General features: G+C 73.3%; 21 protein-coding genes. 15 read left to right on the top strand and 6 right to left on the bottom strand.

The genetic code is table 11. The features are described 5' to 3' along the window. The first annotated feature begins 153 nt into the window (after positions 1–153). The 8 genes from HCJ93_RS12330 (at position 154) to HCJ93_RS12295 (ending at position 8,218) form a co-directional block, all read left to right on the top strand. On the top strand, positions 154–621 hold the full coding sequence (locus HCJ93_RS12330) for an ATP-binding protein (protein ID WP_167994194.1): 468 nt from the start codon (positions 154–156) through the stop codon (positions 619–621). A gap of 227 nt (positions 622–848) precedes the next feature. After that, the gene (locus HCJ93_RS12325; protein ID WP_206317306.1) at positions 849–1,781 is read left to right on the top strand and encodes a helix-turn-helix domain-containing protein; all 933 of its coding nucleotides are present in this window, start codon (positions 849–851) and stop codon (positions 1,779–1,781) included. A 272-nt stretch (positions 1,782–2,053) separates the two neighbouring features. Continuing rightward, complete coding sequence (locus HCJ93_RS12320; RefSeq protein ID WP_167994192.1) at positions 2,054–2,578, top strand: hypothetical protein; 525 nt, start codon at positions 2,054–2,056, stop codon at positions 2,576–2,578. After that, positions 2,575–3,435: an N-acetyl-1-D-myo-inositol-2-amino-2-deoxy-alpha-D-glucopyranoside deacetylase gene (mshB, locus tag HCJ93_RS12315; RefSeq protein ID WP_167994190.1), complete on the top strand. Its 861-nt coding sequence runs from the start codon at positions 2,575–2,577 to the stop codon at positions 3,433–3,435. The genes HCJ93_RS12320 and mshB overlap by 4 nt, the downstream gene beginning before the upstream one ends. After that, entirely contained in the window at positions 3,432–3,845 is a 414-nt protein-coding gene (locus tag HCJ93_RS12310; RefSeq protein ID WP_167994188.1) for a DUF6113 family protein, read from the top strand. The genes mshB and HCJ93_RS12310 overlap by 4 nt, the downstream gene beginning before the upstream one ends. Before the next feature lie 195 nt (positions 3,846–4,040). Next, complete coding sequence (locus tag HCJ93_RS12305; protein WP_167994158.1) at positions 4,041–6,281, top strand: hypothetical protein; 2,241 nt, start codon at positions 4,041–4,043, stop codon at positions 6,279–6,281. A gap of 135 nt (positions 6,282–6,416) precedes the next feature. Continuing rightward, positions 6,417–7,607 carry a sensor histidine kinase gene (locus tag HCJ93_RS12300; protein ID WP_167994186.1) on the top strand — a complete coding sequence of 397 codons (1,191 nt, stop codon included), beginning with the start codon at positions 6,417–6,419 and terminating at the stop codon, positions 7,605–7,607. Continuing rightward, positions 7,604–8,218, top strand: coding sequence for a response regulator transcription factor (locus tag HCJ93_RS12295; protein ID WP_167994184.1), 615 nt, complete (start codon positions 7,604–7,606; stop codon positions 8,216–8,218). Before HCJ93_RS12300 ends, HCJ93_RS12295 begins: the two co-directional genes overlap by 4 nt. Positions 8,219–8,681: 463 nt before the next feature. On the opposite strand, the gene HCJ93_RS12290 is transcribed toward HCJ93_RS12295, so the two are convergent. Both HCJ93_RS12290 and HCJ93_RS12285 read right to left on the bottom strand, forming a co-directional pair. Next, entirely contained in the window at positions 8,682–9,533 is an 852-nt protein-coding gene (locus HCJ93_RS12290; protein ID WP_167994182.1) for a transglutaminase family protein, read from the bottom strand. A 17-nt stretch (positions 9,534–9,550) separates the two neighbouring features. Further along, complete coding sequence (locus HCJ93_RS12285) at positions 9,551–10,603, bottom strand: GNAT family N-acetyltransferase (protein WP_167994180.1); 1,053 nt, start codon at positions 10,601–10,603, stop codon at positions 9,551–9,553. A 141-nt stretch (positions 10,604–10,744) separates the two neighbouring features. Here HCJ93_RS12285 and fdxA point away from each other — a divergent pair, with 141 nt between their 5' ends. Both fdxA and HCJ93_RS12275 read left to right on the top strand, forming a co-directional pair. After that, on the top strand, positions 10,745–11,062 hold the full coding sequence (gene fdxA / locus HCJ93_RS12280; protein WP_167994178.1) for a ferredoxin: 318 nt from the start codon (positions 10,745–10,747) through the stop codon (positions 11,060–11,062). Positions 11,063–11,254: 192 nt separating this feature from the next. Continuing rightward, entirely contained in the window at positions 11,255–12,349 is a 1,095-nt protein-coding gene (locus HCJ93_RS12275) for a bifunctional succinyldiaminopimelate transaminase/glutamate-prephenate aminotransferase (RefSeq protein WP_167994176.1), read from the top strand. A 200-nt stretch (positions 12,350–12,549) separates the two neighbouring features. Here HCJ93_RS12275 and HCJ93_RS12270 read toward each other — a convergent pair whose 3' ends face one another. Continuing rightward, positions 12,550–13,020, bottom strand: a complete 471-nt coding sequence (locus HCJ93_RS12270) for an ATP-binding protein (RefSeq protein WP_167994174.1) — start codon at positions 13,018–13,020, stop codon at positions 12,550–12,552. A 325-nt stretch (positions 13,021–13,345) separates the two neighbouring features. Continuing rightward, complete coding sequence (locus tag HCJ93_RS12265; RefSeq protein WP_167994172.1) at positions 13,346–14,332, bottom strand: VldE C-terminal domain-containing protein; 987 nt, start codon at positions 14,330–14,332, stop codon at positions 13,346–13,348. Between the two features lie 83 nt (positions 14,333–14,415). Between HCJ93_RS12265 and dapE the strand changes: the two genes are divergently transcribed. After that, positions 14,416–15,495, top strand: coding sequence for a succinyl-diaminopimelate desuccinylase (gene dapE / locus HCJ93_RS12260; RefSeq protein ID WP_167994170.1), 1,080 nt, complete (start codon positions 14,416–14,418; stop codon positions 15,493–15,495). A gap of 119 nt (positions 15,496–15,614) precedes the next feature. Beyond that, positions 15,615–16,373 carry an LOG family protein gene (locus HCJ93_RS12255; RefSeq protein WP_167994168.1) on the top strand — a complete coding sequence of 253 codons (759 nt, stop codon included), beginning with the start codon at positions 15,615–15,617 and terminating at the stop codon, positions 16,371–16,373. A 204-nt stretch (positions 16,374–16,577) separates the two neighbouring features. On the opposite strand, the gene folP is transcribed toward HCJ93_RS12255, so the two are convergent. Further along, a complete protein-coding gene (gene folP, locus HCJ93_RS12250) occupies positions 16,578–17,438 on the bottom strand; it encodes a dihydropteroate synthase (protein ID WP_167994166.1) in 861 nt (286 codons plus the stop codon). Positions 17,439–17,633: 195 nt separating this feature from the next. On the opposite strand from folP, the gene HCJ93_RS12245 reads away from it, so the two are divergent. Both HCJ93_RS12245 and HCJ93_RS12240 read left to right on the top strand, forming a co-directional pair. After that, the gene (locus tag HCJ93_RS12245) at positions 17,634–17,999 is read left to right on the top strand and encodes a DivIVA domain-containing protein (RefSeq protein WP_167994164.1); all 366 of its coding nucleotides are present in this window, start codon (positions 17,634–17,636) and stop codon (positions 17,997–17,999) included. Next, positions 17,996–18,583 (top strand): DNA-3-methyladenine glycosylase I, encoded by a 588-nt coding sequence (locus HCJ93_RS12240; protein ID WP_167994162.1) that lies wholly within the window; start codon positions 17,996–17,998, stop codon positions 18,581–18,583. The genes HCJ93_RS12245 and HCJ93_RS12240 overlap by 4 nt, the downstream gene beginning before the upstream one ends. A gap of 79 nt (positions 18,584–18,662) precedes the next feature. Here the strand turns inward: HCJ93_RS12240 and chcB are convergent, their stop codons facing one another. After that, positions 18,663–19,466 carry a 2-cyclohexenylcarbonyl CoA isomerase gene (gene chcB, locus HCJ93_RS12235; protein WP_167994160.1) on the bottom strand — a complete coding sequence of 268 codons (804 nt, stop codon included), beginning with the start codon at positions 19,464–19,466 and terminating at the stop codon, positions 18,663–18,665. Between the two features lie 385 nt (positions 19,467–19,851). Between chcB and HCJ93_RS12230 the strand changes: the two genes are divergently transcribed. Further along, the gene (locus HCJ93_RS12230) at positions 19,852–20,019 is read left to right on the top strand and encodes a DUF3117 domain-containing protein (protein ID WP_003966491.1); all 168 of its coding nucleotides are present in this window, start codon (positions 19,852–19,854) and stop codon (positions 20,017–20,019) included. The last annotated feature ends 116 nt before the right edge of the window (positions 20,020–20,135 follow it).

The following is a 20,135-nucleotide window of genomic DNA, read 5'->3' as shown; positions in this document are numbered from 1 at the left end:
GCGCGTCCCTTCGTAGTGCTGTGCCGTGCTGTCGCGCCCGCCCGCAGGAGCCGTGCCGACAGCCCGGACAGCGCTGGACAAGTCCTGGACGGTCGCTCTACGCAGCGGAGCAATCACCTCACACGGTACGTCCGGTTGGACACGCTGAGTGACGTGAATCAGGAAATCATCGAGACCGGAACCCAGCTCGACGCCAGGGTCCGCAGCTTCAGCGTGCTGCTGTCCTGCACCCCGCGCGGTGCCCGCCTCGCCCGTCTGCTCGCGGTGAACGCGTTGCGGAGCTGGGAACTCCCGGACGCGACCGCGAGCCATGTCATCGCCGAGCTCGCGGCCAATGCGGCCACGCACGGCCGTGTCCCGGGCCGCAGCTTCCGCCTGACGCTCTACGCGGTCGGCGCCACGCTCCGCATCGAGGTGAGCGACACGCGCGGTGAGCGGCGCCCCGTGCTCCGGGAGCCCGGTGCCGACGTTGAGTCGGGGCGTGGGCTGCTCCTCGTGGACGCGCTCGCCGACCGCTGGGGGGTCAGCGAGGGGCGCTTCCCGCGCAAGACCGTCTGGGCGGAGATCGATCTCACGTCACCGGAACCCGGCTCCCCGCGTTCCGGTGCCGTCGACGACTGAAAGGCAAAGAACTCGGGGTGGAAGAACCCTTCCAAGCCCCACCCCTCCCGCCCACGGCCGCGCTCACTCGGGCGGGTGAACATCCCCGAACCGGCTGGATCTGCCAGCCCTCAAGGCCCGACGCTCGGCGCAACGCACCACCACAACCGCAGACATGAGACGGCCCCCGCCGGGACGGGCAATCCCAGTGCGAGGGCCTGACCACCGAGGAAGAAGAGGCCTTCCCGATGGGTACCCAGAACCCTAGCGTGCCTCCCCGCGCGCACGCCCGCGTTGCGGGCGACAAGCACCCGAACCGGCGGTCCGGCGCGGCCCACCGCACCGGCGGGCTCCAGCACGACAACACCCGCCACACCACCCGCTTCACGGTGATCGGCAACCACCTGGCCCAGCACCCGGAGCTCTCGCTCCTCGCGATCGGGCTCGGTACGCACCTCCAGTCGCTGCCGAACGGCGCGCCGGCCGACATCAAGACCCTCGCCGCCCGGTTCCCCGAGGGAGCCACCCGGATCGCCGCCGCCCTGCGCGAGCTGGAGGCCCACGGCTATCTGCGACGCGAACGCGTCCGCACCCCCTCCGGCCGGATCGTCACCCGCACGATCTCCTGCAACCAGCCGGCGGCGGCCCGCCGCCCCACCGAGGGCGCCTCCCCGGCGGCACGGGCACCCCGGGAGCCCCGGGCGGAGCACACCCCGAGGGGGAGCAGTGGGAGCCGTGCGTCGCGAGAACCCCGGGGCAGGCTGCTCCCCGCCGTGCCCCGCCCCGAGTGCCATGTCCCCGCGTTGTTCCAGGCCGCCACCGACCTCCTGGCGGACCTCCGCCGCCATGACTCACGACTGCTCCTCTCGGCCGACGACACGGCCCATCTGGCGCCCGGTGTCGCCGCCTGGCTGGAACGGGATGTCACTCCCGCCGCCGTACGCAGGGCCCTGACCGCCGACCTGCCGCCCGAGGGGCTACGGCGGCCCGCCGCCCTCCTGGCTCACCGTCTGGCCGCTCAGCTCCCGCCACCCGCCCCGCACCGAGCACCTGCCACCGCCCCGCCGGCACCCGTCCGGTACCCCATGCGGAACTGCGACGGCTGCGATCGAGGCTTCCGTTCACCCCACCCCGGCGCCCTCTGCCGCGACTGCCGAACCGATCTCCAGGAGGCTGCCTAGCCTGACGGCATCTCCGTCCATGCGGTCTTCTCCACGAGCGGCCTCCGCGCTACCAGGACGACGGCACGGAGCAGGCACGGCGTGAAGGGTACGTGTTCCGGAAACCGAGGGGACTGTTTCAGTCACCTTCGCCCAAGGTGCACATTCTGGCTTGACCCGCCCCCCGGCGGCTCCGCGATCGTGCTTCTGCAGAGCGTGGCGAAGAGTGATCGTGGGGAGCGGATGGCTGTTTCCAGGCCGTCGCCGCCCTCGACCACTGGCTGCACGAGGAGGTGCTGCGCCGGGTCGCTGAACTGACGTTGAAGGACAGTCCCGCGATGCCGCCCCAGTTGCGCAAATACGAGCTGCCGCTGCACCAGGTCGAGGCAGTGCGGCGGGGTGAGGTCACGCTCTCCGAGGCGGTCCTGGAACACCTGCGTGACAAGCTCTCCGTCCAGGCCCTCCCAGCACCCTGGCAAGATCGCCGGAGTGCTCGAACTCGTGACCGAGAAAAAGGTCTGGTACGAGGCGGCGGGCTGCATCAACAAGGAGTTCTTCCAGGGGCGCACGACGTTCAACGAGAAGACGCTGCGCAGCCGCTTCTGGAGATCACCCAGCGCCGCAACAAGATCGCACATGACGCCGACCTGATCGACGGGGATCTCAAACAACGGCGTCCGATCGACGAGGCCGAGGTGACAGACGTCATCGACTGGATCGAGCGCATCGCGCTCGCCTCGCTCATGTACTCGACGACAAGGCATGACGGGCCCGGAACGGCCGGCGCGCCGCCGTGGCCTCGTAGGCTGGGGGCATGACGGAACTGCCCGCTCGACGTCTGCTGCTGGTGCACGCGCACCCCGACGACGAGTCGATCAACAACGGCGTGACCATGGCCCGGTATGCCGCCGAGGGCGTGCACGTGACGCTGGTCACCTGCACGCTCGGCGAGCGGGGCGAGGTCATCCCGCCCGAGCTGGCCCACCTCGGCGGTGCCGCCCTCGGGCAGCACCGCCACCGGGAGCTGCGCGAGGCCATGCGTGCGCTGGGCGTGCACGACTTCCGGCTGCTCGGCGGCGCCGGCCGGTTCAGCGACTCCGGGATGATGGGGCTGCCCGACAACGACGACCCCGGCTGCTTCTGGCAGGCCGACGTGGACCAGGCGGCCGGGCTGCTCCTCGAGGTGATCCGCGAGGTGCGGCCCCAGGTGCTGGTCACCTACGACGACAACGGCGGATACGGGCATCCCGACCACATCCAGACCCACCGCGTCGCCATGCGGGCCGTCGGACTGGCCGAGGAGGCCGGCTGCCCCGTCGCCAAGGTCTACTGGAACCGGGTCCCCCGCTCCGTCGCCGAGCAGGCCTTCGACCGGCTCAGGGAGGACCTGCCCCGCCTGCCCTTCGAGAAGGCGGCCACCGTCGACGACGTGCCCGGCGTCGTCGACGACCAGCGCATCACCGCCGCCGTCGAGGGCACCGGGCCCGCCGCCGCGGCCAAGGCCGCCGCGATGCGCGCCCACGCCACCCAGATCACCGTGCACGAGCCGTACTTCGCCCTCTCCAACGAGCTCGCCCAGCCCCTGTTCACCACCGAGTACTACGAGTTGGTACGGGGGCGTCCGTCCGACATCAGGGAGAGCGACCTGTTCGCCGGGATCGGAGCGACGCCATGAGCGACGGCAACGGACCCCTGCTCGCCCAGCCGCTGCGCCCCCCGTCCGCCGGGCGGATCGCCGCGTATCTGGGGCTGTTCGTGCTCGGCGCCGTCGTCGGGGCGGCCGGGGCGCTGGTGCAGCCGGGCTGGTTCCCGGGCGGCCTGCTGCTCGCTCTCGCCGCCGAGGCCGGCCTGTGCCTGGGGGCGGCCCGCGCTCTGCGCAGCCGCGCCGCCGCCGCTGCCGCGGGGGGCGGCTGGACGCTCGCCGTCATCCTGCTCACCACCAGCCGCCCGGAGGGTGACTTCCTGTTCGCCGCGAGCAGCGGCTCGTATCTCTTCCTGCTCGGCGGCATCGCTCTGGCTGTGATCTGCGCCACCCTTTCGCCGGGTGAGCGACCTGGTGGCGGTTCTGCCCGACTTGGCAAGTGACGTACCGGTTCGCCGGGTGACGAGGGTGCGGGTCCGGTGTGGGTTTCCCCAGCGGTCCTGGGAAACGCGCGGGACGCGGACAGTATGGTGGTGCGCGCCGCCGAGCCTCCCCCAAGCCCTCGGCCTCGCCCGAGCCGGGGGGACCCCCCACCGTGAGGTCGTGACGGGCGGCGGAGCCAACCGGGAGAACCTGCCTTGAGTCGTGAAACTGACACTCCGTCCTCCGGGCCCAGCGGGCGCGGCGGAGCCGCATACCCGTCGGGCACCCCGCCCTACGGGACGCCGACGGTTCCGGAGGCGGGCACCGGCGCGGGCGGCGACGAGGCCGCGCGCTCGGAGGACCGCAAGACCGAGACCACGCTGACGACGCGGGTCCGCATCAACATCCCCGGATCGCGGCCCATCCCGCCCGTCGTCGTGCGCAAGCCCGTCTCGGACGCCAAGAGCAAGGCCGGCGCCGCCCAGGGCTCCGCGCCCGGCACCGGCACCTCCGACGGCAGCGGCCGGAAGACCGCGGGCGGCGACCGTGCCGCGCGGTCCGGCGGGCCCGGTACGGGCGGTCAGGCCGCGGGGCAGGCCGCGCGGCCCACGGAGCCGTCCGCCTCCGCCTCCGCGCCCGCCGCGCAGCAGCCCGCCGAGGAAAAGACCACCAGCGACTGGTTCGCGCCCCGCAAGCCCCCGCAGTCCAAGGGCGGTTCGGGCGCCACCCCGGCCAACGGCACGAGCATGCCGGGCGGTTCATCCGGTTCGAGCGCTCCGGGCGGTCCGGGCGGATCGCGTGGTCCGTCCGGTTCCGGTGCGCCTTCTGCCGGTTCCTCCGGTGCCGGGCCCGCGGGGGGCGGCGGACGTCCCGGTGGGGTCGTCGGCGCGATGAGCGTGCCCGGCACCGCACGCCCCGGCGGCACGAACGGTTCCGCACCCGGATCCGGGCTTCCCGGCGCGACCGGCGGCCCGGTGGCCCCCGGGCACGGCGGCGGCACCGGTTCCTTCGACGTCACCGAGGCGCTCGGCTCCGGCCCGCGCGGTGGCCGCGAGCCCCGGCGCGACGACCTGCCGTACTTCACCGACCGGCCCGGAGGCGACCGGCCCGGCCAGAGCGGTCGGGGCCCCGCCGGACCCACCGCGCCCGCCGGACCGACGACCGGCCCGGTCACCGGCAAGGGCCCGGCCGTCCCCGCGGCCGGCTACGCCGAGCCGAGCTCCGGCGCCTCCGAGACCTCGGGCGGCCCCGCGGCCGGACTCGGCGACGACACCGCGATCCTCACCCCGCAGCCTCCCGCTCCGGAGGGCACTCCCGGCTACCCCCGCCACGACAACGTCTCCGGGCACACCGTCACCAGCGGCATCCCGGTCGTCTCGCCCGAGGCGGACTTCGGCCGCGCCCCCGGCCCCGGTGGCGGCGCCCCGGCCCCGGGACCGGGACCGAACACGCAGCCCAGGCTGCCCGAGCCGGTCTCCCCGCCCTCCGCGAACTCCGCGCAGGCGCCCAAGAAGAAGGGGCGCAACAAGCTCGTCCTGGCCGGAGGCGGTCTCGTCGCGCTGGTCGGCGTCGCCTACGGCGCAGGACTGCTGATGAACCACTCCGACGTCCCCAAGGGCACCACCGTCCTCGGCGTGGACATCGGCGGCGGCACCCGCGACGAGGCCGTCAAGAAGCTCAACGACGCCCTCGCCGAACGGCTCGACAAGCCGCTCGAGCTGCAGGTCGCCGGCAAGACCGTCGAACTGCAGCCGGACAAGGCCGGTCTCCAGCTCGACACCGACGCCACCGTCGAGGACGCCGCGGGCAGCGACTACAACCCGGTCTCCGTGATCGGCTCCCTCTTCGGCCAGAAGCGGGAGGTGGACCCGGTCATCCCGGTCGACGAGGAGAAGCTGCAGGCCGCGCTCGAGGACGTGGCGGGCGGCGCCGGGTCGATGACCGAGGGCACCATCAAGTTCGTCTCCGGCAAGGCGATCCCGGTCTACGGCAAGGCAGGCCAGGGCATCGACGTCGGCCGGTCGACCGCCGCGGTGGAGAAGGCCTTCCGCACCCAGGTGGAGACCGGCTCCTCCGCCCCGGTGGCCGTCCCCACCACCGTCCGGCAGCCGACGGTGTCCAAGGCCGAGGTCGACCGGATGATGAAGGAGTTCGCCGAGCCGGCCATGTCGGCCAACGTGACCGTGCAGACGGACCCGGCGCACTCGGTGCCGATGAGCCCGGAGAAGTCCCTGTGGAAGTTCCTCAGGGTGACCGCGGTCGACGGCAAGCTGGTCGACAAGCCGGACCTCAACGCCCTGAAGAAGCTGTACGGCGGTGCCTTCGACGGCGTGCTGATCACGCGCGCCAACGGGGAGAAGACGCCGGTCACGCCCCAGGACGTCTACGGCGCCCTGCGCGAGGCCCTCACGAGCAGGACGGACCGGGTGGCGGTCATCGACACCGACCCCAACTGACCGGTCCGGGGCACGCCGGCCGGGCGGCTCATGCCCGGCCGGCGGCGATGTGCGGCCGGGCATGACATCCGTCACCCGTCTCGGCGGACCGGGTGCACTGCCCCTCGGACCCCCGCCCGGGTGACCATGTCCGGCATGACCACCGCAACGACAAGTCCGGACGGCCTCGGCGGCGCCGCCATGGGCCGGCGCCCCGAGAACCGCAGACAGTGGATCGTCAAAATCCTCTGGACCGGGATCTGGCTCGTCTATCTGAGCGCCCCCGTCACCGACCTCCTGGACGGGGGCCACGGCGTGCTCGCCCGGGTGCTGGGTTCGATCGGGCTCGCGGTGTTCGTCGTCTGGTACCTGCTGCTGGTCTTCCGCACCGGCCGCAGCGAGCGCAACGGCCTGGCGCTCGGCTCGCTGGCATGCCTCGCCGCCGAGTCCGCCGCCCTGGCCCTGGGCCTGGGCCGGGAGTGGCTGGTGCTGTTCGTGTACGTGGCCATCGCCTCCGGGGCCGCCCTGCCGGTGCGGCTGGCCCGCTGGACGATCCCGGCCGCCTCGGCGCTCATGGCGGGGCTCGCCCTCGTGGTGCCGGACGGGCGCGCATTCCTGGGCGCCCTGCTCGTCCCCGCGCTGCTCGGCGGCTTCGCCATGACCGGCGTACGTGAGCTGGTGCGCACCACCATCGCACTGCGCGAGGCACGGGCCACCGTCGCCCGGCTCGCCGCCAACGAGGAGCGGCTGCGCCTCGCCCGCGACCTGCACGACCTGCTCGGGCACTCCCTGTCGCTGATCACCCTCAAGAGCGAGCTGGCCGGGCGGATGCTGCCCGACCAGCCCGAGCAGGCAGCGCGGCAGGTCGCCGACATCGAGCAGGTCAGCCGCCAGGCCCTGGTCGACGTGCGCGAGGCCGTGGCCGGCTACCGGCGCCCCCGCCTGGCCGACGAACTGGCCGGTGCCCGGCTGGCCCTGGCCGCCGCCGAGGTGGCCGCCGAACTGCCCGGCGAACCCGACCTGACCGGCATCCCCGAGGACATCGAGACCGCACTGGCCTGGGCGCTGCGCGAGGCGGTCACCAACGTGGTCCGCCACAGCGGCGCCCGCCGCTGCACGGTCGAACTGCTGCGCCGCCGCACCCCCGGCGGCCAGGTGCTCGAACTCTCCGTCGAGGACGACGGCACGGGCGGCAGCGGCGAGGGCCACGGCAACGGCCTGACCGGCCTGGCCGAGCGCCTGCACACGGCCGGCGGCACCCTGGAGGCGGGCCCCTGCGGCAGCGGCTTCCGGCTGGTCGCCCGTGTGCCGGCGGGCGCGCGGGCGGACGTAGGATCCCCGGCATGAGCCGAACGATCAAGGTCCTGCTCGCGGAGGACCAGTCGATGGTCCGTGAGGCCCTGGCCGCGCTGCTCGATCTCGAGCCGGACATCGAGGTCGTCGCCCAGGCCGCCCGTGGCGACGAGGTGCTGGCCGCGGCCCGCGAGCACGGCGTGGACGTGGCTCTGCTGGACATCGAGATGCCCGGCGCCACCGGCATCGAGGCGGCGGCCGAACTCCACCGCGAGCTGCCCGGCGTGAAGCTCGTCGTGCTCACCACCTTCGGCCGTCCCGGCTACCTGCGCAGCGCCATGGAGGCGGGCGCCGACGCCTTCCTGGTCAAGGACGCCCCGGCCGCCCAGCTCGCCGAGGCGGTGCGCACGGTGCTGGCGGGCGAGCGGGTGATCGACCCGGCCCTCGCGGCGGCGGCACTGGCGGAGGGCGCCAACCCGCTCACCGACCGCGAACGCGAGGTGCTCCGCGCCGCCGAGCACGGCGCCACCAACGCCGAACTCGCCACCGCCCTCCACCTCTCCCAGGGCACGGTGCGCAACTACCTCTCCACAGCCATCCAGAAGCTCGCCGCAAGAAACCGCACAGAGGCCGCCCGCATCGCCCGCGACAAGGGCTGGCTGTAGCCCAGGGCGGCAGACCCCCGGGCCGGAATGATCTTCGCGAAGCGGGGGTGCGCGGGCCGGGGGAATGCCTCGCGTCGGACGGTTCGCGCCGGACGGTCTCGTCGCGGGGACGGAGGGGGCGGCGGACCGGCGGGCTCCGTGAGCCGCGGGGCTGCCCCGCGGTGGGTGCGCGGGGCGCCGCATCCTGCCCGGCGGGGCACGGCCGGGGCTCGCCGCGACGGAGGGAGCTGCGAGGCGGAAGGCCGGGTCGCAGTCGCAGCCGCGGTCGCAGCGCTCCACGGGCCGCAGGTTCCCGGCCCGGCGGGGCCACCGGGCCACGGGGGCCTGCCCGGCGGTGTCACCGGGCCACGGGCGCCCGGGCCGAGGGGCCACCGGGCCATGGCGGTCCGGGCCGGCGGGTCCGCGGGCCCGGAGGGCTCCGCGGACCGTGAGGTCACAGAGGCCGGCACCGCCCGGAGGGCGGTCAGTTCAGCATCGCCCGGGCCGCCTGGGCCTGGGCCTGGATGCGGACGGCGGCTGCCTCGTCCACCGTGGCGACCACGTCGGCGTAGGCCTCCAACTCGTCGGCTCCTTCCAGGAACTGGCCGCGGCGTACCAGCACCTGCGCCCGCTCGTAGCGCAGCCGTGCCGGGTGCGAGGGGAGAAGCAGGGAGAGGTCCACCGCCCAGAGCGCCACGTCCGAGCGCTCCGGGCGGGCCGCGGCCCAGGCCCGCACGTTGTTGAGGATCCGCAGGACGACCTCCAGCGGATCCGCGGGGCGCAGCATCGACGGGTCCAGCGGGGAGCCGGTCGCGCCCACCACCAGCAGCTCCGCGTCCGCCCCGGTCAGCACCCGGCCGCCGTCGAAGGGATCGGCCAGCACCTGCTGCTCCGCCTCCCCGAAGCCGACGACGAAGTGTCCGGGCAGCGCGACCCCGTACACCGGCGCCCCGGCCCTGCGGGCGACCTCCATCCACACCACGGACAGCAGGATCGGCAGCCCCCGTCTGCGCCGCAGCACCTCGTGCAGCAGCGAGGACTCGAGCCGCCGGTAGTCGCCCGGGGTGCCGTGAAAGCCGTACCGCTCGCCCAGCAGATCGCGCAGCGCCTCGGCCCACGCCCGGGGCGTGCCCGGCCGGTAGGGGAGTTGTCCGGCCAGCTCGTCCAGCTCGATCTCGGCGGCGTCCATGCCGGACTCGTCCAGCTTGCCGTCCGCCTCCGCCCCGATCAGCAGGCACAGTGCGGACAGGCCGGGCCGCTCGCAGCGGGCTTCCTCGGCGAACCGCCGCCGCAGTTCGGCGGAGCGTTCGGGCGGTGGAGGGTGAGGGGTCCGCATGCCCCGTTGGTGCCCGGTCACGATGATCCGCTACCGGCCGGAGCCGCTGATTCCATGGGCGAATCCGAGCCATTCCGGGGCTGGCGGTAATGGTGGTACGCGTGATGCGGCGCGAAGCCCATCCGCGCGTACATCGCCCGCGCCGCCACGTTGTCCTGCTCGACCTGCAGCCAGGCCGCCGACGCGCCCTCGGCCATGGCCTGCCGGGCCAGCGCGGCCATGACCGCGGTCGCGAGCCCCTGCCGCCTGCGGTCCGGGTCCACCTCGACCGCCGCGAATCCGGCCCACCGCCCGTCGACCACGCACCGCCCGATGGCGGCCGGCGGCGCCCCGGCGTCCCCCGGCACGGTCGCGAACCACACCGACGGCCCGCCCGTCAGCACCCGCAGCGCCACCTCGCTCACCCCCTTGCGCCGGTACCGTGCCAGCCACGCCTCGTCCGCCTCGCGGGAGAGGACCACCCCGGAGGGCTCCGCGGTCGCGTCGGCGACGGGCGCCGGCGCGGCCACCCACACCTCGGCGGTCACCTCGCGCACCCAGCCCCGCCGCTCCAGCTCCGCACACAGCAGCTCCTGCGCGCCCTCGGCGCCGGTCGCGGTCTGCACATACGCGGGCAGCCCGCGCTCGGCGTACCAGTGCCGTACCTTTTCCAGCGCCGCGTCCAGCGGCCTGCCGGGGTCGCCGAGCGGCAGCACCGAGTTCGCCCGGCGGGTGAAGCCCTGGGCGGCGCGCAGCTCCCACTCGCCGAGCCGCTCGCTCTCCACCGGCGGCCAGGCCCGCGCCGCGACCCGCGTCAGCTCCTCCCAGGACGCCGCGGGCCCTCTGCGCCGCGCCGGTGCGGACGGCACCACCTTGCCCGCGACCAGCGAGGTCTCCGCGATGCGGACGCTCTCTCCGTTCTTTCGTGTGATACGCAGCACACCGTGGTCCCATGATGTGAGAACGCCGACCGTGTCGGTGAACTTCTCACCCGAGTGACCATGTTCGGTCAAGCTCCGTACGGAGACCCGTTTCCCCACGTCAGCAGCGGTGATACGGACCTCGAGACGCCCGCCGGCCGAGATTTCCACAGGTCGGTGCACCCCTCCTGTTCGGATCATGCCCAGGAACGGAGATACTAGGGGCGGGCATCGACGACGCCGCGCTCCCGCGCGCCAGGCGGCGGAGCCTAGAGGTGGCCCGCCAGCGCCCTATCGAGGAGGAACGACAGCGTGACCTACGTCATCGCGCAGCCTTGTGTAGACGTCAAGGACAAGGCGTGCATCGAGGAGTGCCCGGTCGACTGCATCTACGAGGGCCAGCGGTCCTTGTACATCCACCCGGACGAATGCGTCGACTGCGGGGCCTGTGAGCCGGTCTGCCCGGTCGAGGCGATCTTCTACGAGGACGACACTCCGGAGGAGTGGAAGGACTACTACAAGGCGAACGTCGAGTTCTTCGACGAGCTCGGCTCGCCGGGTGGCGCCAGCAAGCTGGGTCTGATCGAGCGGGACCACCCGCTGATCGCCGCGCTTCCGCCGCAGGCCTGAGCCCGAGCCGGCCACCAGCGGCCCGGCCGCAGACCTGCCGCCTCGGTCCCGTACGGCCCCAGACCGCCGCGCGGGACCGAGGCGTTCGGGAAGCCGGACGCCCGCCGGGGCGGGCACCTGCCGGGGGACAGGCGTCTGCCCCACGCAGGTGTCGCCGAGCCGGGCGCCGAAGCAGAAAGAGAGTCAGCACCCGTGTCCGCAGTCTCCGACCGGCTGCCCACCTTCCCCTGGGACAAGCTGGAGCCCTACAAGAAGACGGCCGCCGCGCACCCCGACGGCATCGTCGACCTGTCCGTCGGCACCCCGGTCGACCCGGTGCCCGAGCCCGTGCAGAAGGCCCTGATCGCCGCTGCGGACTCTCCCGGCTACCCCACGGTGTGGGGCACCCCCGAGCTGCGGGACGCCATCACCCGCTGGGCGGAGAGCCGGCTCGGCGCCCGCGAGGTCACCCACCGGCACGTTCTGCCGGTCGTCGGCTCCAAGGAACTCGTCGCCTGGCTCCCCACCCAGCTGGGCCTCGGCCCCGGCGACAAGGTGGCATACCCGCGCCTGGCCTACCCGACGTACGAGGTCGGCGCCCGCCTCGCCCGCGCCGGCCACGAGGCGTACGACGACCCCACGGAGCTGGACCCGGCGAACCTGAAGCTGCTCTGGCTCAACTCGCCGTCCAACCCCACGGGCCGGGTGCTGACCAAGGAGGAGCTGACCAGGATCGTCGCCTGGGCGCGCGAGCACGGCGTCCTGGTCTTCTCCGACGAGTGCTACCTGGAGCTGGGCTGGGAGACCGACCCGGTCTCGGTGCTGCACCCGGACGTCAACGGCGGCTCCTTCGACGGCATCGTCTCCGTGCACTCCCTGTCCAAGCGGTCCAACCTCGCCGGTTACCGCGCGGCGTTCCTGGTGGGCGACCCGGCGGTGCTCGGTCCGCTGCTCCAGATCCGCAAGCACGGCGGCATGATGACCCCGGCGCCGACCCAGGCGGCGATGATCGCCGCCCTCGGCGACGACACCCACGTCCACACCCAGCGCGAGCGCTACGCGGCACGGCGTGCGGCCCTGCGCGAGGCCCTGGTCGGCCACGGCTTCCGCATCGAGCACAGCGAGGCCGGCCTCTACCTGTGGGCCACCCGCGAGGAGTCCTGCTGGGACACGGTCGCCCACCTGGCCGGCCTGGGCATCCTGGTCGCTCCGGGAGACTTCTACGGTCCTGCGGGCGAGCGGTTCGTCCGGGTCGCGATCACGGCCGCGGACGAACGGGTCGAGGCGGCGGTCGCGCGCCTGCGCTGACGCCATCGCGACGACGTACGAGCCCGGTTCACGGTCACGCTGTCGCTCCGGCGATCAGCCGGACGAACGGGCAGAAGGAAGGGGCCCGGGGAGAACACCCCGGGCCCCTTCCGTGGGGAACCTCGCGGTCGTCACGGACCTCGCGGACCCTGCTGGATCGCGTGGATCTGCGGCTCTCGCGGGACCGGAGTCCCCGTGACTCAGCCGACCGGCAGGCCCTTGACCGGCAGGTTCTTCGTGGACACACCGCTGCCCTTGGTCAGGTCGTTGCCCTTCGCCAGCGAGCCGGTCCCCAGCGCACCGCCCTTCGCGGCCGAACCGGCGGTGTCGCCGAGGATCTCCCCGGCGGAACCGGCGGTGTCCCCGGCGGCCTTCTGCGCCACCGGCGCCGTCTTCTTCACGGCCTTGCCACCGGCCTTGCCCGCGGCCGGCACCGCCTTCTTGACCGCCTTGCCACCGGTGTCACCCGCGGTCTCCGTGACGCTCTGCGCCGCGCCGTCCACGGTGCTGCCGACGTTCGCCCCGTCCAGGGCGGTCAGCCCGCCGAGGTTCGGGTTGGCCGGCAGCTGAGGCGCCGCGCTGGCGGAACCGGCCGCACCGACCCCGGCAGCCGCTCCCGCAGCGACGAGCAGCGCGGCACGGGCGATCCGACGGGTCAGGGGGAGGGACATGGTGCTCCTTCGACGGGAGAGAACGGTGAAGTGTCCGAAGCCGCCCATGAGTTGATCGACTGGCTGTTGATCTCGGGGCGCGGACGCAGTGAATACCGCTCGAAGACCGGGAAGGTTGCGGCGCAGCGACGTAAAGAGTTGGCAATGCGTCGCATTATCGGTTGTGGATAAAGGCGGGCAAAGGGCGCCTTCCCGAAGCGGCTGCGGAATCGCTTCGGCCGCCTGTTTGCAAGGGGTCCGCGGCAGTGGCGCACAAGGACACGAAAACCTGCGCACCCCGTCAGCCGGGAGCGCGCCCGACAACCCCTGGGAGTGAGCCGCCGTACTACTGCGCGGTCGTTATCCGGACCGCCCCGGCGCCGCCGGAGGCGTCCGCCGAGTTCTTCCCGTCGTGCTTCCCGTCGATCGGCCGCCACCGGCTGTCGGTGTTCCCTGCGACCCATTCACGGCCCGCGTAGGTCACCCGCTTGATGTGCAGCTCCGAGGCGTTGGCCACGGCCCAGTGGGCCAGCTGCCAGCCCCGGGCGCGCGGGCTTTGTCCGCCGGTGCCCTTCTCGGCGGTGACCGGAAGCGTCACCGTGCCCGGCCCGGAGCCCGCCGGGGCGCTCGTCGCGGGCGACGGCTTCCCGTCGCCGTCCACCTCGGCGCCGGCCGTGTCCAGCACGTCCCGGCCGAAGTCCCGCACCAGCGCTGCCCGCACCGCGTCCGCGCCCGCCGCCCGGGTCGCCGCGGGACGGCCCTCGCAGGTCAGGGTGGCTCCCGAGCGGCCGGTGAGGGCGGCGGCCAGCAGCGCGGCGTCCGGCTCGTGCTTGGCGTAGGCCTGCGGATACCCGCTGCGCTGCACCTTCTGCGCGGCGACGGTCAGCGGCAGCCGTGTGTAGCCCGGCACCTTCACCAGGTGGTCGTAGAACTTCCCGGCCGCGTACGCCGGATCCATGATCTCCTCCGGCGTGCCCCAGCCCTGCGAGGGACGCTGCTGGAACAGGCCGAGAGAGTCCCGGTCGCCGTAGTCGATGTTGCGCAGCGCCGACTCCTGCAGGGCGGTCGCCAGCGCGATCGTCACGGCCCGCTCGGGCAGCTCCCGCGAGGTCCCCACGGCCGTGATCGTCGCCGCGTTCACCGCCTGCTCGGGCGTGAACTCGTAGGTCGCTCCGTCGCCCTCGGCGGAGACCACCTTGCAGCCCGGCGCCCCCGTGCCCCCGGTGATGTACTGCACCACCAGATAGCCGGCGACCGCGAGCAGCACCACGAAGGCCGCCCCGAAGCGGAACAGGCGGCCGCGACGCTTGGAGGGAAGGGACGACTTCGGCACGCGTACAAGGTACTGGAGAGTACGGGGGCCGCCGAGCCGGGTGTGGACAGTGGGCCGGCACCCGGCGGGTTAGGGTCGACGGCATGGCCGACACCCCGCTTGACCTCACGCTGGACGCCGCCCGCCTGACCGCGCAGCTGGTCGACTTCCCCTCCGTCAGCGGCACCGAGAAGCCGCTCGCCGACGCCATCGAGAACGCGTTGCGCGCGCTGCCGCACCTCACCGTCGACCGGTACGGCAACAACGTCGTGGCCCGCACCGGCCTCGGGCGCGAGGAGCGGGTGATCCTCGCCGGCCACATCGACACCGTCCCCATCGCGGACAACGTGCCCTCCCGGCTGGACGAGGACGGGGTGCTGTGGGGCTGCGGCACCTGCGACATGAAGGCGGGCGTCGCCCTCCAGCTGCGGATCGCGGCCACCGTCCCGGCCCCCAACCGCGACCTGACGTTCGTCTTCTACGACAACGAGGAGGTCGCCGCGCACCTCAACGGCCTCAAGCACGTCTCCGAGGCCCACCCCGAGTGGCTGGAGGGCGACTTCGCGGTGCTCCTGGAACCCTCCGACGGGCAGGTGGAGGGCGGCTGCCAGGGCACGCTCCGGGTCCTGCTCAGGACCAGCGGTGAACGCGCCCACTCCGCACGCTCCTGGATGGGCTCCAACGCCATCCACGCCGCCGCCCCGATCCTGGCCCGTCTCGCCGCCTACGAGCCCCGCAACCCGGTGATCGACGGGCTGCAGTACCGGGAGGGCCTCAACGCGGTCGCCATCTCCGGCGGCGTGGCCGGCAACGTCATCCCCGACGAGTGCGTGGTGACGGTCAACTTCCGCTACGCGCCGGACCGTACTCCCGAGGAGGCCGTGGAGCATGTGCGGGAGGTCTTCGCCGGCTGCGGAGTGACCGAGTTCGTCGTCGACGACCACAGCGGCGGCGCGCTGCCCGGGCTGTCCCACCCGGCCGCCGCGGCCTTCATCGAGGCGGTGGGCGGCACCCCCCAGCCCAAGTACGGCTGGACCGACGTCTCCCGCTTCTCCGCGCTGGGCATCCCGGCGGTCAACTACGGCCCCGGCAACCCGCACTTGGCGCACAAGCGGGACGAGCGGGTCGACACGGCGAAGATCCTCGCGGGGGAGGAGCGGCTGAGGGCCTGGCTGACCTCCTGAGACGCCCGCGGACCGGGGATGTTTATCCCGGCGCCGTGCGGACATGCTGACGTCCCTCGTACGTAACCCGCGTAGATCTACGCTGAGGACGGTACGAAGGCACGACGGAGGGAGCGCACATGGCGACGGGTAACTCCCGCGGGAAGAAGCAGCTGCCGAAGGAACGGCGCCTGGGCCCGGTGCTGCGCCGGCGCGACCAGGTGCAGGCCAGCACCACCGACCAGCGGCTGCTGGACGAGCGTGCGCCCACCGACTGGGTGCACACCGATCCCTGGCGCGTGCTGCGCATCCAGTCGGAGTTCATCGAGGGCTTCGGCACACTGGCCGAACTTCCGCCCGCGATCAGCGTCTTCGGGTCGGCGCGCACGCCGGTGGACTCGCCGGAGTACGAGGCGGGGGTGCGGCTGGGCCGCGGGCTGGTGGAGGCCGGGTTCGCGGTGATCACCGGCGGCGGCCCCGGCGTCATGGAGGCCGCGAACAGGGGGGCGTGCGAGGCCCGGGGCATCTCGGTCGGCCTCGGTATCGAGCTGCCCTTCGAGCAGGGACTGAACCCGTACGTCGACATCGGGCTGAACTTCCGCTACTTCTTCGTCCGCAAGATGATGTTCGTGAAGTACGCCCAGGGCTTTGTGGTCCTCCCCGGAGGCCTGGGCACGCTCGACGAACTGTTCGAGGCGCTCACGCTCGTCCAGACCCAGAAGGTCACCCGCTTCCCCATCGTCCTCTTCGGCACGAGCTACTGGGGCGGCCTCGTCGACTGGCTCCGCGACACGGTCATCGCCCAGGGCAAGGCGGCCGACCACGACCTCCTCCTCTTCCACGTCACCGACGACGTGGAGGAAGCAGTGGCCCTGGTCTCCAAGGAAGCAGGCCGCTGACCTCCCCTTTTCCCGCTCTCCCGCCCACCCGTCACCCCTCCTGCCGGTCGGGAGGCGAGCCTGCCTCACGGCACTGGGACCGGGTGTCGGGCCGGGCACCGGGCGGGATCCGGGGGCGAAGTTCCTGGTGGGATGCGAGGGCGAAGCCCCTGGTGGGGTCCGGGGGCGAAGTCCCTGCGCCCGGGCGGGGCGAAGGGGACCTCCTCACCCCAGGCCGCGGCGGGCGACCGCAGGGGGGCGGTGGCCCGCGATGGAGGCGACCATGTCGAGGACCTGGCGCGTTTCGGCGACCTCGTGAACCCGGTAGACCTGCGCCCCCAGCCACGCCGACACGGCCGTCGTCGCCAGTGTCCCCAGCACCCGCTCCTTCACCGGCTTGTCCAGGGTCTCACCCACGAAGTCCTTGTTGGACAGAGACACCAGCACCGGCCACCCCGTGGCCACCATCTCCCCGAGCCGCCGCGTCGCCTCCAGGCTGTGCCGCGTGTTCTTGCCGAAGTCGTGCCCCGGATCGATCAGCACGGACTCCCGCGGCACCCCCAGCGACACCGCCCGCTCCGCCAGCCCCACGGTCACCTCGAGGATGTCCGCCATGACGTCGTCGTAGACCACCCGGTGCGGGCGCGTCCGAGGCTCCGCCCCACCGGCATGGGTGCACACCAGCCCCACGCCGTACCGCGCGGCCACCTCCGCGAGCCGCGGATCGACCCCGCCCCAGGCGTCGTTCAGCAGATCCGCCCCGGCCTCGCACACCGCCTCGCCGACCTCGTGCCGCCAGGTGTCCACACTGATCACCACGTCCGGGAACCGCCGCCGCACCTCCCGGACGAAGCCCACCGTCCGCCGTGCCTCCTCCTCGGCGGTGACCTCCTCACCGGGCCCGGCCTTCACCCCGCCGATGTCGATGATCGCGGCGCCCTCCGCCACGGCCTGCTCCACCCGCGCCAGCGCCGGCTCGTCGAGGAACGTCGCCCCCTGGTCGTAGAAGGAGTCCGGGGTGCGGTTCACGATCGCCATGATCACCGGTTCGTGCGGCCCGAATTCCCGCTTGCCCAGCCTGAGCATCCCCTGCGCCTCTCCTCGTCCGTTCCGGCCTGCGCCGCGGACTGTCAGACTCGCATGGCACGATCGGACGCACACAACCGGATCCTGCATCCGGCACCGGCCCGTCCGGCGGCCCGCCGGACCTGCCGGACCCGCGGGATCCGTCAGACCTGTCCGTCCGTTTCCGTCCGACCATTCGCCCTGGGGGATCCCGCGATGGTGATGTTCTTGTTCCTGGTCGTCGCGCTCGCCGTCGTGGTCGCCGCGGTGACCCTCGCCGTGGTCGGCGGCGGCGAGAAGGCCCCGCTGCCCGACGCGCCGCCGGAGCGCCTCCAGGACTCCCTGCCCCCGGACCGGCCGGTCAGCCGCGCCGACGTGGAGCGTCTCCGCTTCCCGCTCGCCGCCCGCGGCTACCGCATGGCCGACGTGGACGACGCCCTCGGCCGCCTCGGCGCCGAACTCGCCGAGCGGGACGCACGGATCGCCGACCTGGAGTCCGCGCTGGCCGGTGCCCGCGCCGCCGCGGCCCGAGCCTCCCTGGAGAAGCGGACCCCGCGCGACGAGGAGAACGAGCGGCCATGAGCGACACCGCCCCGCCCGTCGGCCCGGACGGCGCCCCGCGCTGCCCCTGGGCCCTGTCCGCCCCGGACTACCTCACGTACCACGACGAGGAGTGGGGCCGCCCGGTCCACGGCGACGACGCCCTGTTCGAGCGGCTCAGCCTGGAGGCCTTCCAGTCCGGCCTGTCCTGGATCACCATCCTGCGGCGCCGCCCCGGCTTCCGCGCCGCCTTCGCCGACTTCAAGATCGCCACGGTCGCGGAGTTCACCGAGGAGGACCGCGCCCGGCTGCTCGCCGACCCGGGCATCATCCGCAACCGCGCCAAGATCGACGCGACCCTGGCCAACGCCCGCGTCCTGGCCGACTGGGCCCCCGGCGAGCTGGACGAGCTGATCTGGTCCCACGCCCCCGACCCGGCGGGCCGGCCGGCCCCGCGGACCCTGGCCGACGTCCCCGCGGTCACCCCGGAGTCGACAGCCCTGTCCAAGGCCCTGAAGAAGCGCGGCCTGCGCTTCGTCGGCCCGACCACGGCCTACGCCCTGATGCAGGCCTGCGGCCTGGTCAACGACCACCTGGCCGACTGCGCGGCCCGGGACGCCCGCTGAGGCATCGCCGGGGACGCCCGCCGGGGCGCCCCGGCAACGCAGCCGGCGTCGCTGCCGCGTCACCGGGAGCCCCGGGTGCTCACCGGCCCAGGTACTTCGGCTTCTCCTTGTTGACGAAGGCCTGGACGGCGATCGCGTGGTCCTCGGAGGAGCCCGCCCGGCTCTGCAGCTCGTCCTCCTTGCGCAGCGTCTCTGGCAGGGAGTGGGACAGGCCGTAGGCCACCGACTCCTTCAGCGCCGCGTACGCCACCGTCGGCCCCTCGGCCAGGCCGCGCGCCACCTTCTCGGCCTCCGCGCGCAGCTCGGCGGCCGGGACCAGCCGGTTGACGATGCCCAGCTCGTGCGCCTCCTGCGCGGAGATGCTGCGCGGGAAGAGCAGCAGGTCCATCGCCCGGCTCGGGCCGATCACCCGCGGCAGCGTCCAGGAGATCCCGGAGTCCGCGGTCAGCGCGACCCCGGCGAAGGAGGTGTTGAAGGACGCGGTGTCCGCCACGATCCGGTAGTCGGCCGCGAGCGCGAAGCCGAAGCCCGCCCCCGCCGCGACGCCGTTCACCGCGGCGACCACCGGCTTCGGCGCGGAGGCCAGCGCCTCGACGATCGGGTTGTAGTGCTCGCGCACGGTGCTCATGGTCTGGCCCGAACCGCTCTCCCGGTCGGCGGCGAGCAGCCCGATGTGCTCCTTGAGGTCCTGCCCGACGCAGAACGCCCGGTCACCGGCGGCGGTCAGCAGCACGGCCCGTACGGCGTCGTCGTCGGCGGCGGACCTGACCGCGTCCCGGAGGGCGACCTTCGTCGCGACGTTCAGCGCGTTCATCGCCTCGGGGCGGTTCAGCGTGATCGTCGCGAGTCCGTCGCTCACCTCGTAGAGCACGGTGTCGGCCATGGCGTATCCCCTCCGTGTCGGCGGCTCGGCGCGTACCGGCCGGTACGCACCTTGTCTGCACACAGCATGACGGAGATCACCGGCCCTGGACGGCGGCCGCCATGTGACCTGCGTCTAACAATTCACAGTCGTTTTCGTTCCGGCCGGCGTGGTGCGGCGGCGCAGTATCGCAGCCACATCGCCGAATTGAGTGGTTTTGCTCGCGCGCGTTGCCCAAGCGATGCCGACCGATGTTGGTCATCGGGTCGCGGGATGCGGGATAATGGCCTGGAAGCAATGTGTTCGATGCCGGTGCGGTGTGTCCTGCCTGAAAAAGGGACCGCGGGTGCCCTTCGTGGGCCGTCGGCTGAGACGGTTGAGCTGGGTTTCAGGAAGGGGAACGAGCATGGCGGCCATGAAGCCGCGGACGGGTGATGGCCCGCTCGAGGTGACCAAGGAGGGGCGGGGCATCGTCATGCGCGTTCCGCTCGAAGGCGGCGGTCGGCTCGTCGTCGAGCTGACCCCGGACGAGGCCGACGCACTGGGCGACGCCCTCAAGAAGGTCGTCGGCTGACGCGCAAGCGACCATACCCTTACAGCCGCCCCGGCGCCCCTCACGGTGCCGGGGCGGCTGTTTGCAAGGGACGGCCCCGGTTCCGCGCGGGTGAGCGCCGGGTGCGGAGACCGCAC

Source organism: Streptomyces composti (genome assembly GCF_012034205.1).
Taxonomy (GTDB): domain Bacteria; phylum Actinomycetota; class Actinomycetes; order Streptomycetales; family Streptomycetaceae; genus Streptomyces; species Streptomyces composti.
Note: the sequence above shows the minus strand (reverse complement) of the source record. Positions and strands in the feature narration are given on the sequence as shown.

Excerpts from the sequence above, each read along its gene's own strand:
- HCJ93_RS12295 (WP_167994184.1), top strand. The coding sequence starts at position 7,604 with ATGAGCCGAACGATCAAGGTCCTGCTCGCGGAGGACCAGTCGATGGTC.
- chcB (WP_167994160.1), bottom strand. The coding sequence starts at position 19,466 with ATGGCCGACACCGTGCTCTACGAGGTGAGCGACGGACTCGCGACGATC.
- HCJ93_RS12300 (WP_167994186.1), top strand. The coding sequence starts at position 6,417 with ATGACCACCGCAACGACAAGTCCGGACGGCCTCGGCGGCGCCGCCATG.
- folP (WP_167994166.1), bottom strand. The coding sequence starts at position 17,438 with ATGCTCAGGCTGGGCAAGCGGGAATTCGGGCCGCACGAACCGGTGATC.
- HCJ93_RS12245 (WP_167994164.1), top strand. The coding sequence starts at position 17,634 with ATGGTGATGTTCTTGTTCCTGGTCGTCGCGCTCGCCGTCGTGGTCGCC.
- HCJ93_RS12270 (WP_167994174.1), bottom strand. The coding sequence starts at position 13,020 with ATGTCCCTCCCCCTGACCCGTCGGATCGCCCGTGCCGCGCTGCTCGTC.
- HCJ93_RS12240 (WP_167994162.1), top strand. The coding sequence starts at position 17,996 with ATGAGCGACACCGCCCCGCCCGTCGGCCCGGACGGCGCCCCGCGCTGC.
- dapE (WP_167994170.1), top strand. The coding sequence starts at position 14,416 with ATGGCCGACACCCCGCTTGACCTCACGCTGGACGCCGCCCGCCTGACC.
- HCJ93_RS12290 (WP_167994182.1), bottom strand. The coding sequence starts at position 9,533 with ATGCGGACCCCTCACCCTCCACCGCCCGAACGCTCCGCCGAACTGCGG.
- HCJ93_RS12255 (WP_167994168.1), top strand. The coding sequence starts at position 15,615 with ATGGCGACGGGTAACTCCCGCGGGAAGAAGCAGCTGCCGAAGGAACGG.
- HCJ93_RS12230 (WP_003966491.1), top strand. The coding sequence starts at position 19,852 with ATGGCGGCCATGAAGCCGCGGACGGGTGATGGCCCGCTCGAGGTGACC.
- HCJ93_RS12310 (WP_167994188.1), top strand. The coding sequence starts at position 3,432 with ATGAGCGACGGCAACGGACCCCTGCTCGCCCAGCCGCTGCGCCCCCCG.
- HCJ93_RS12325 (WP_206317306.1), top strand. The coding sequence starts at position 849 with ATGGGTACCCAGAACCCTAGCGTGCCTCCCCGCGCGCACGCCCGCGTT.
- mshB (WP_167994190.1), top strand. The coding sequence starts at position 2,575 with ATGACGGAACTGCCCGCTCGACGTCTGCTGCTGGTGCACGCGCACCCC.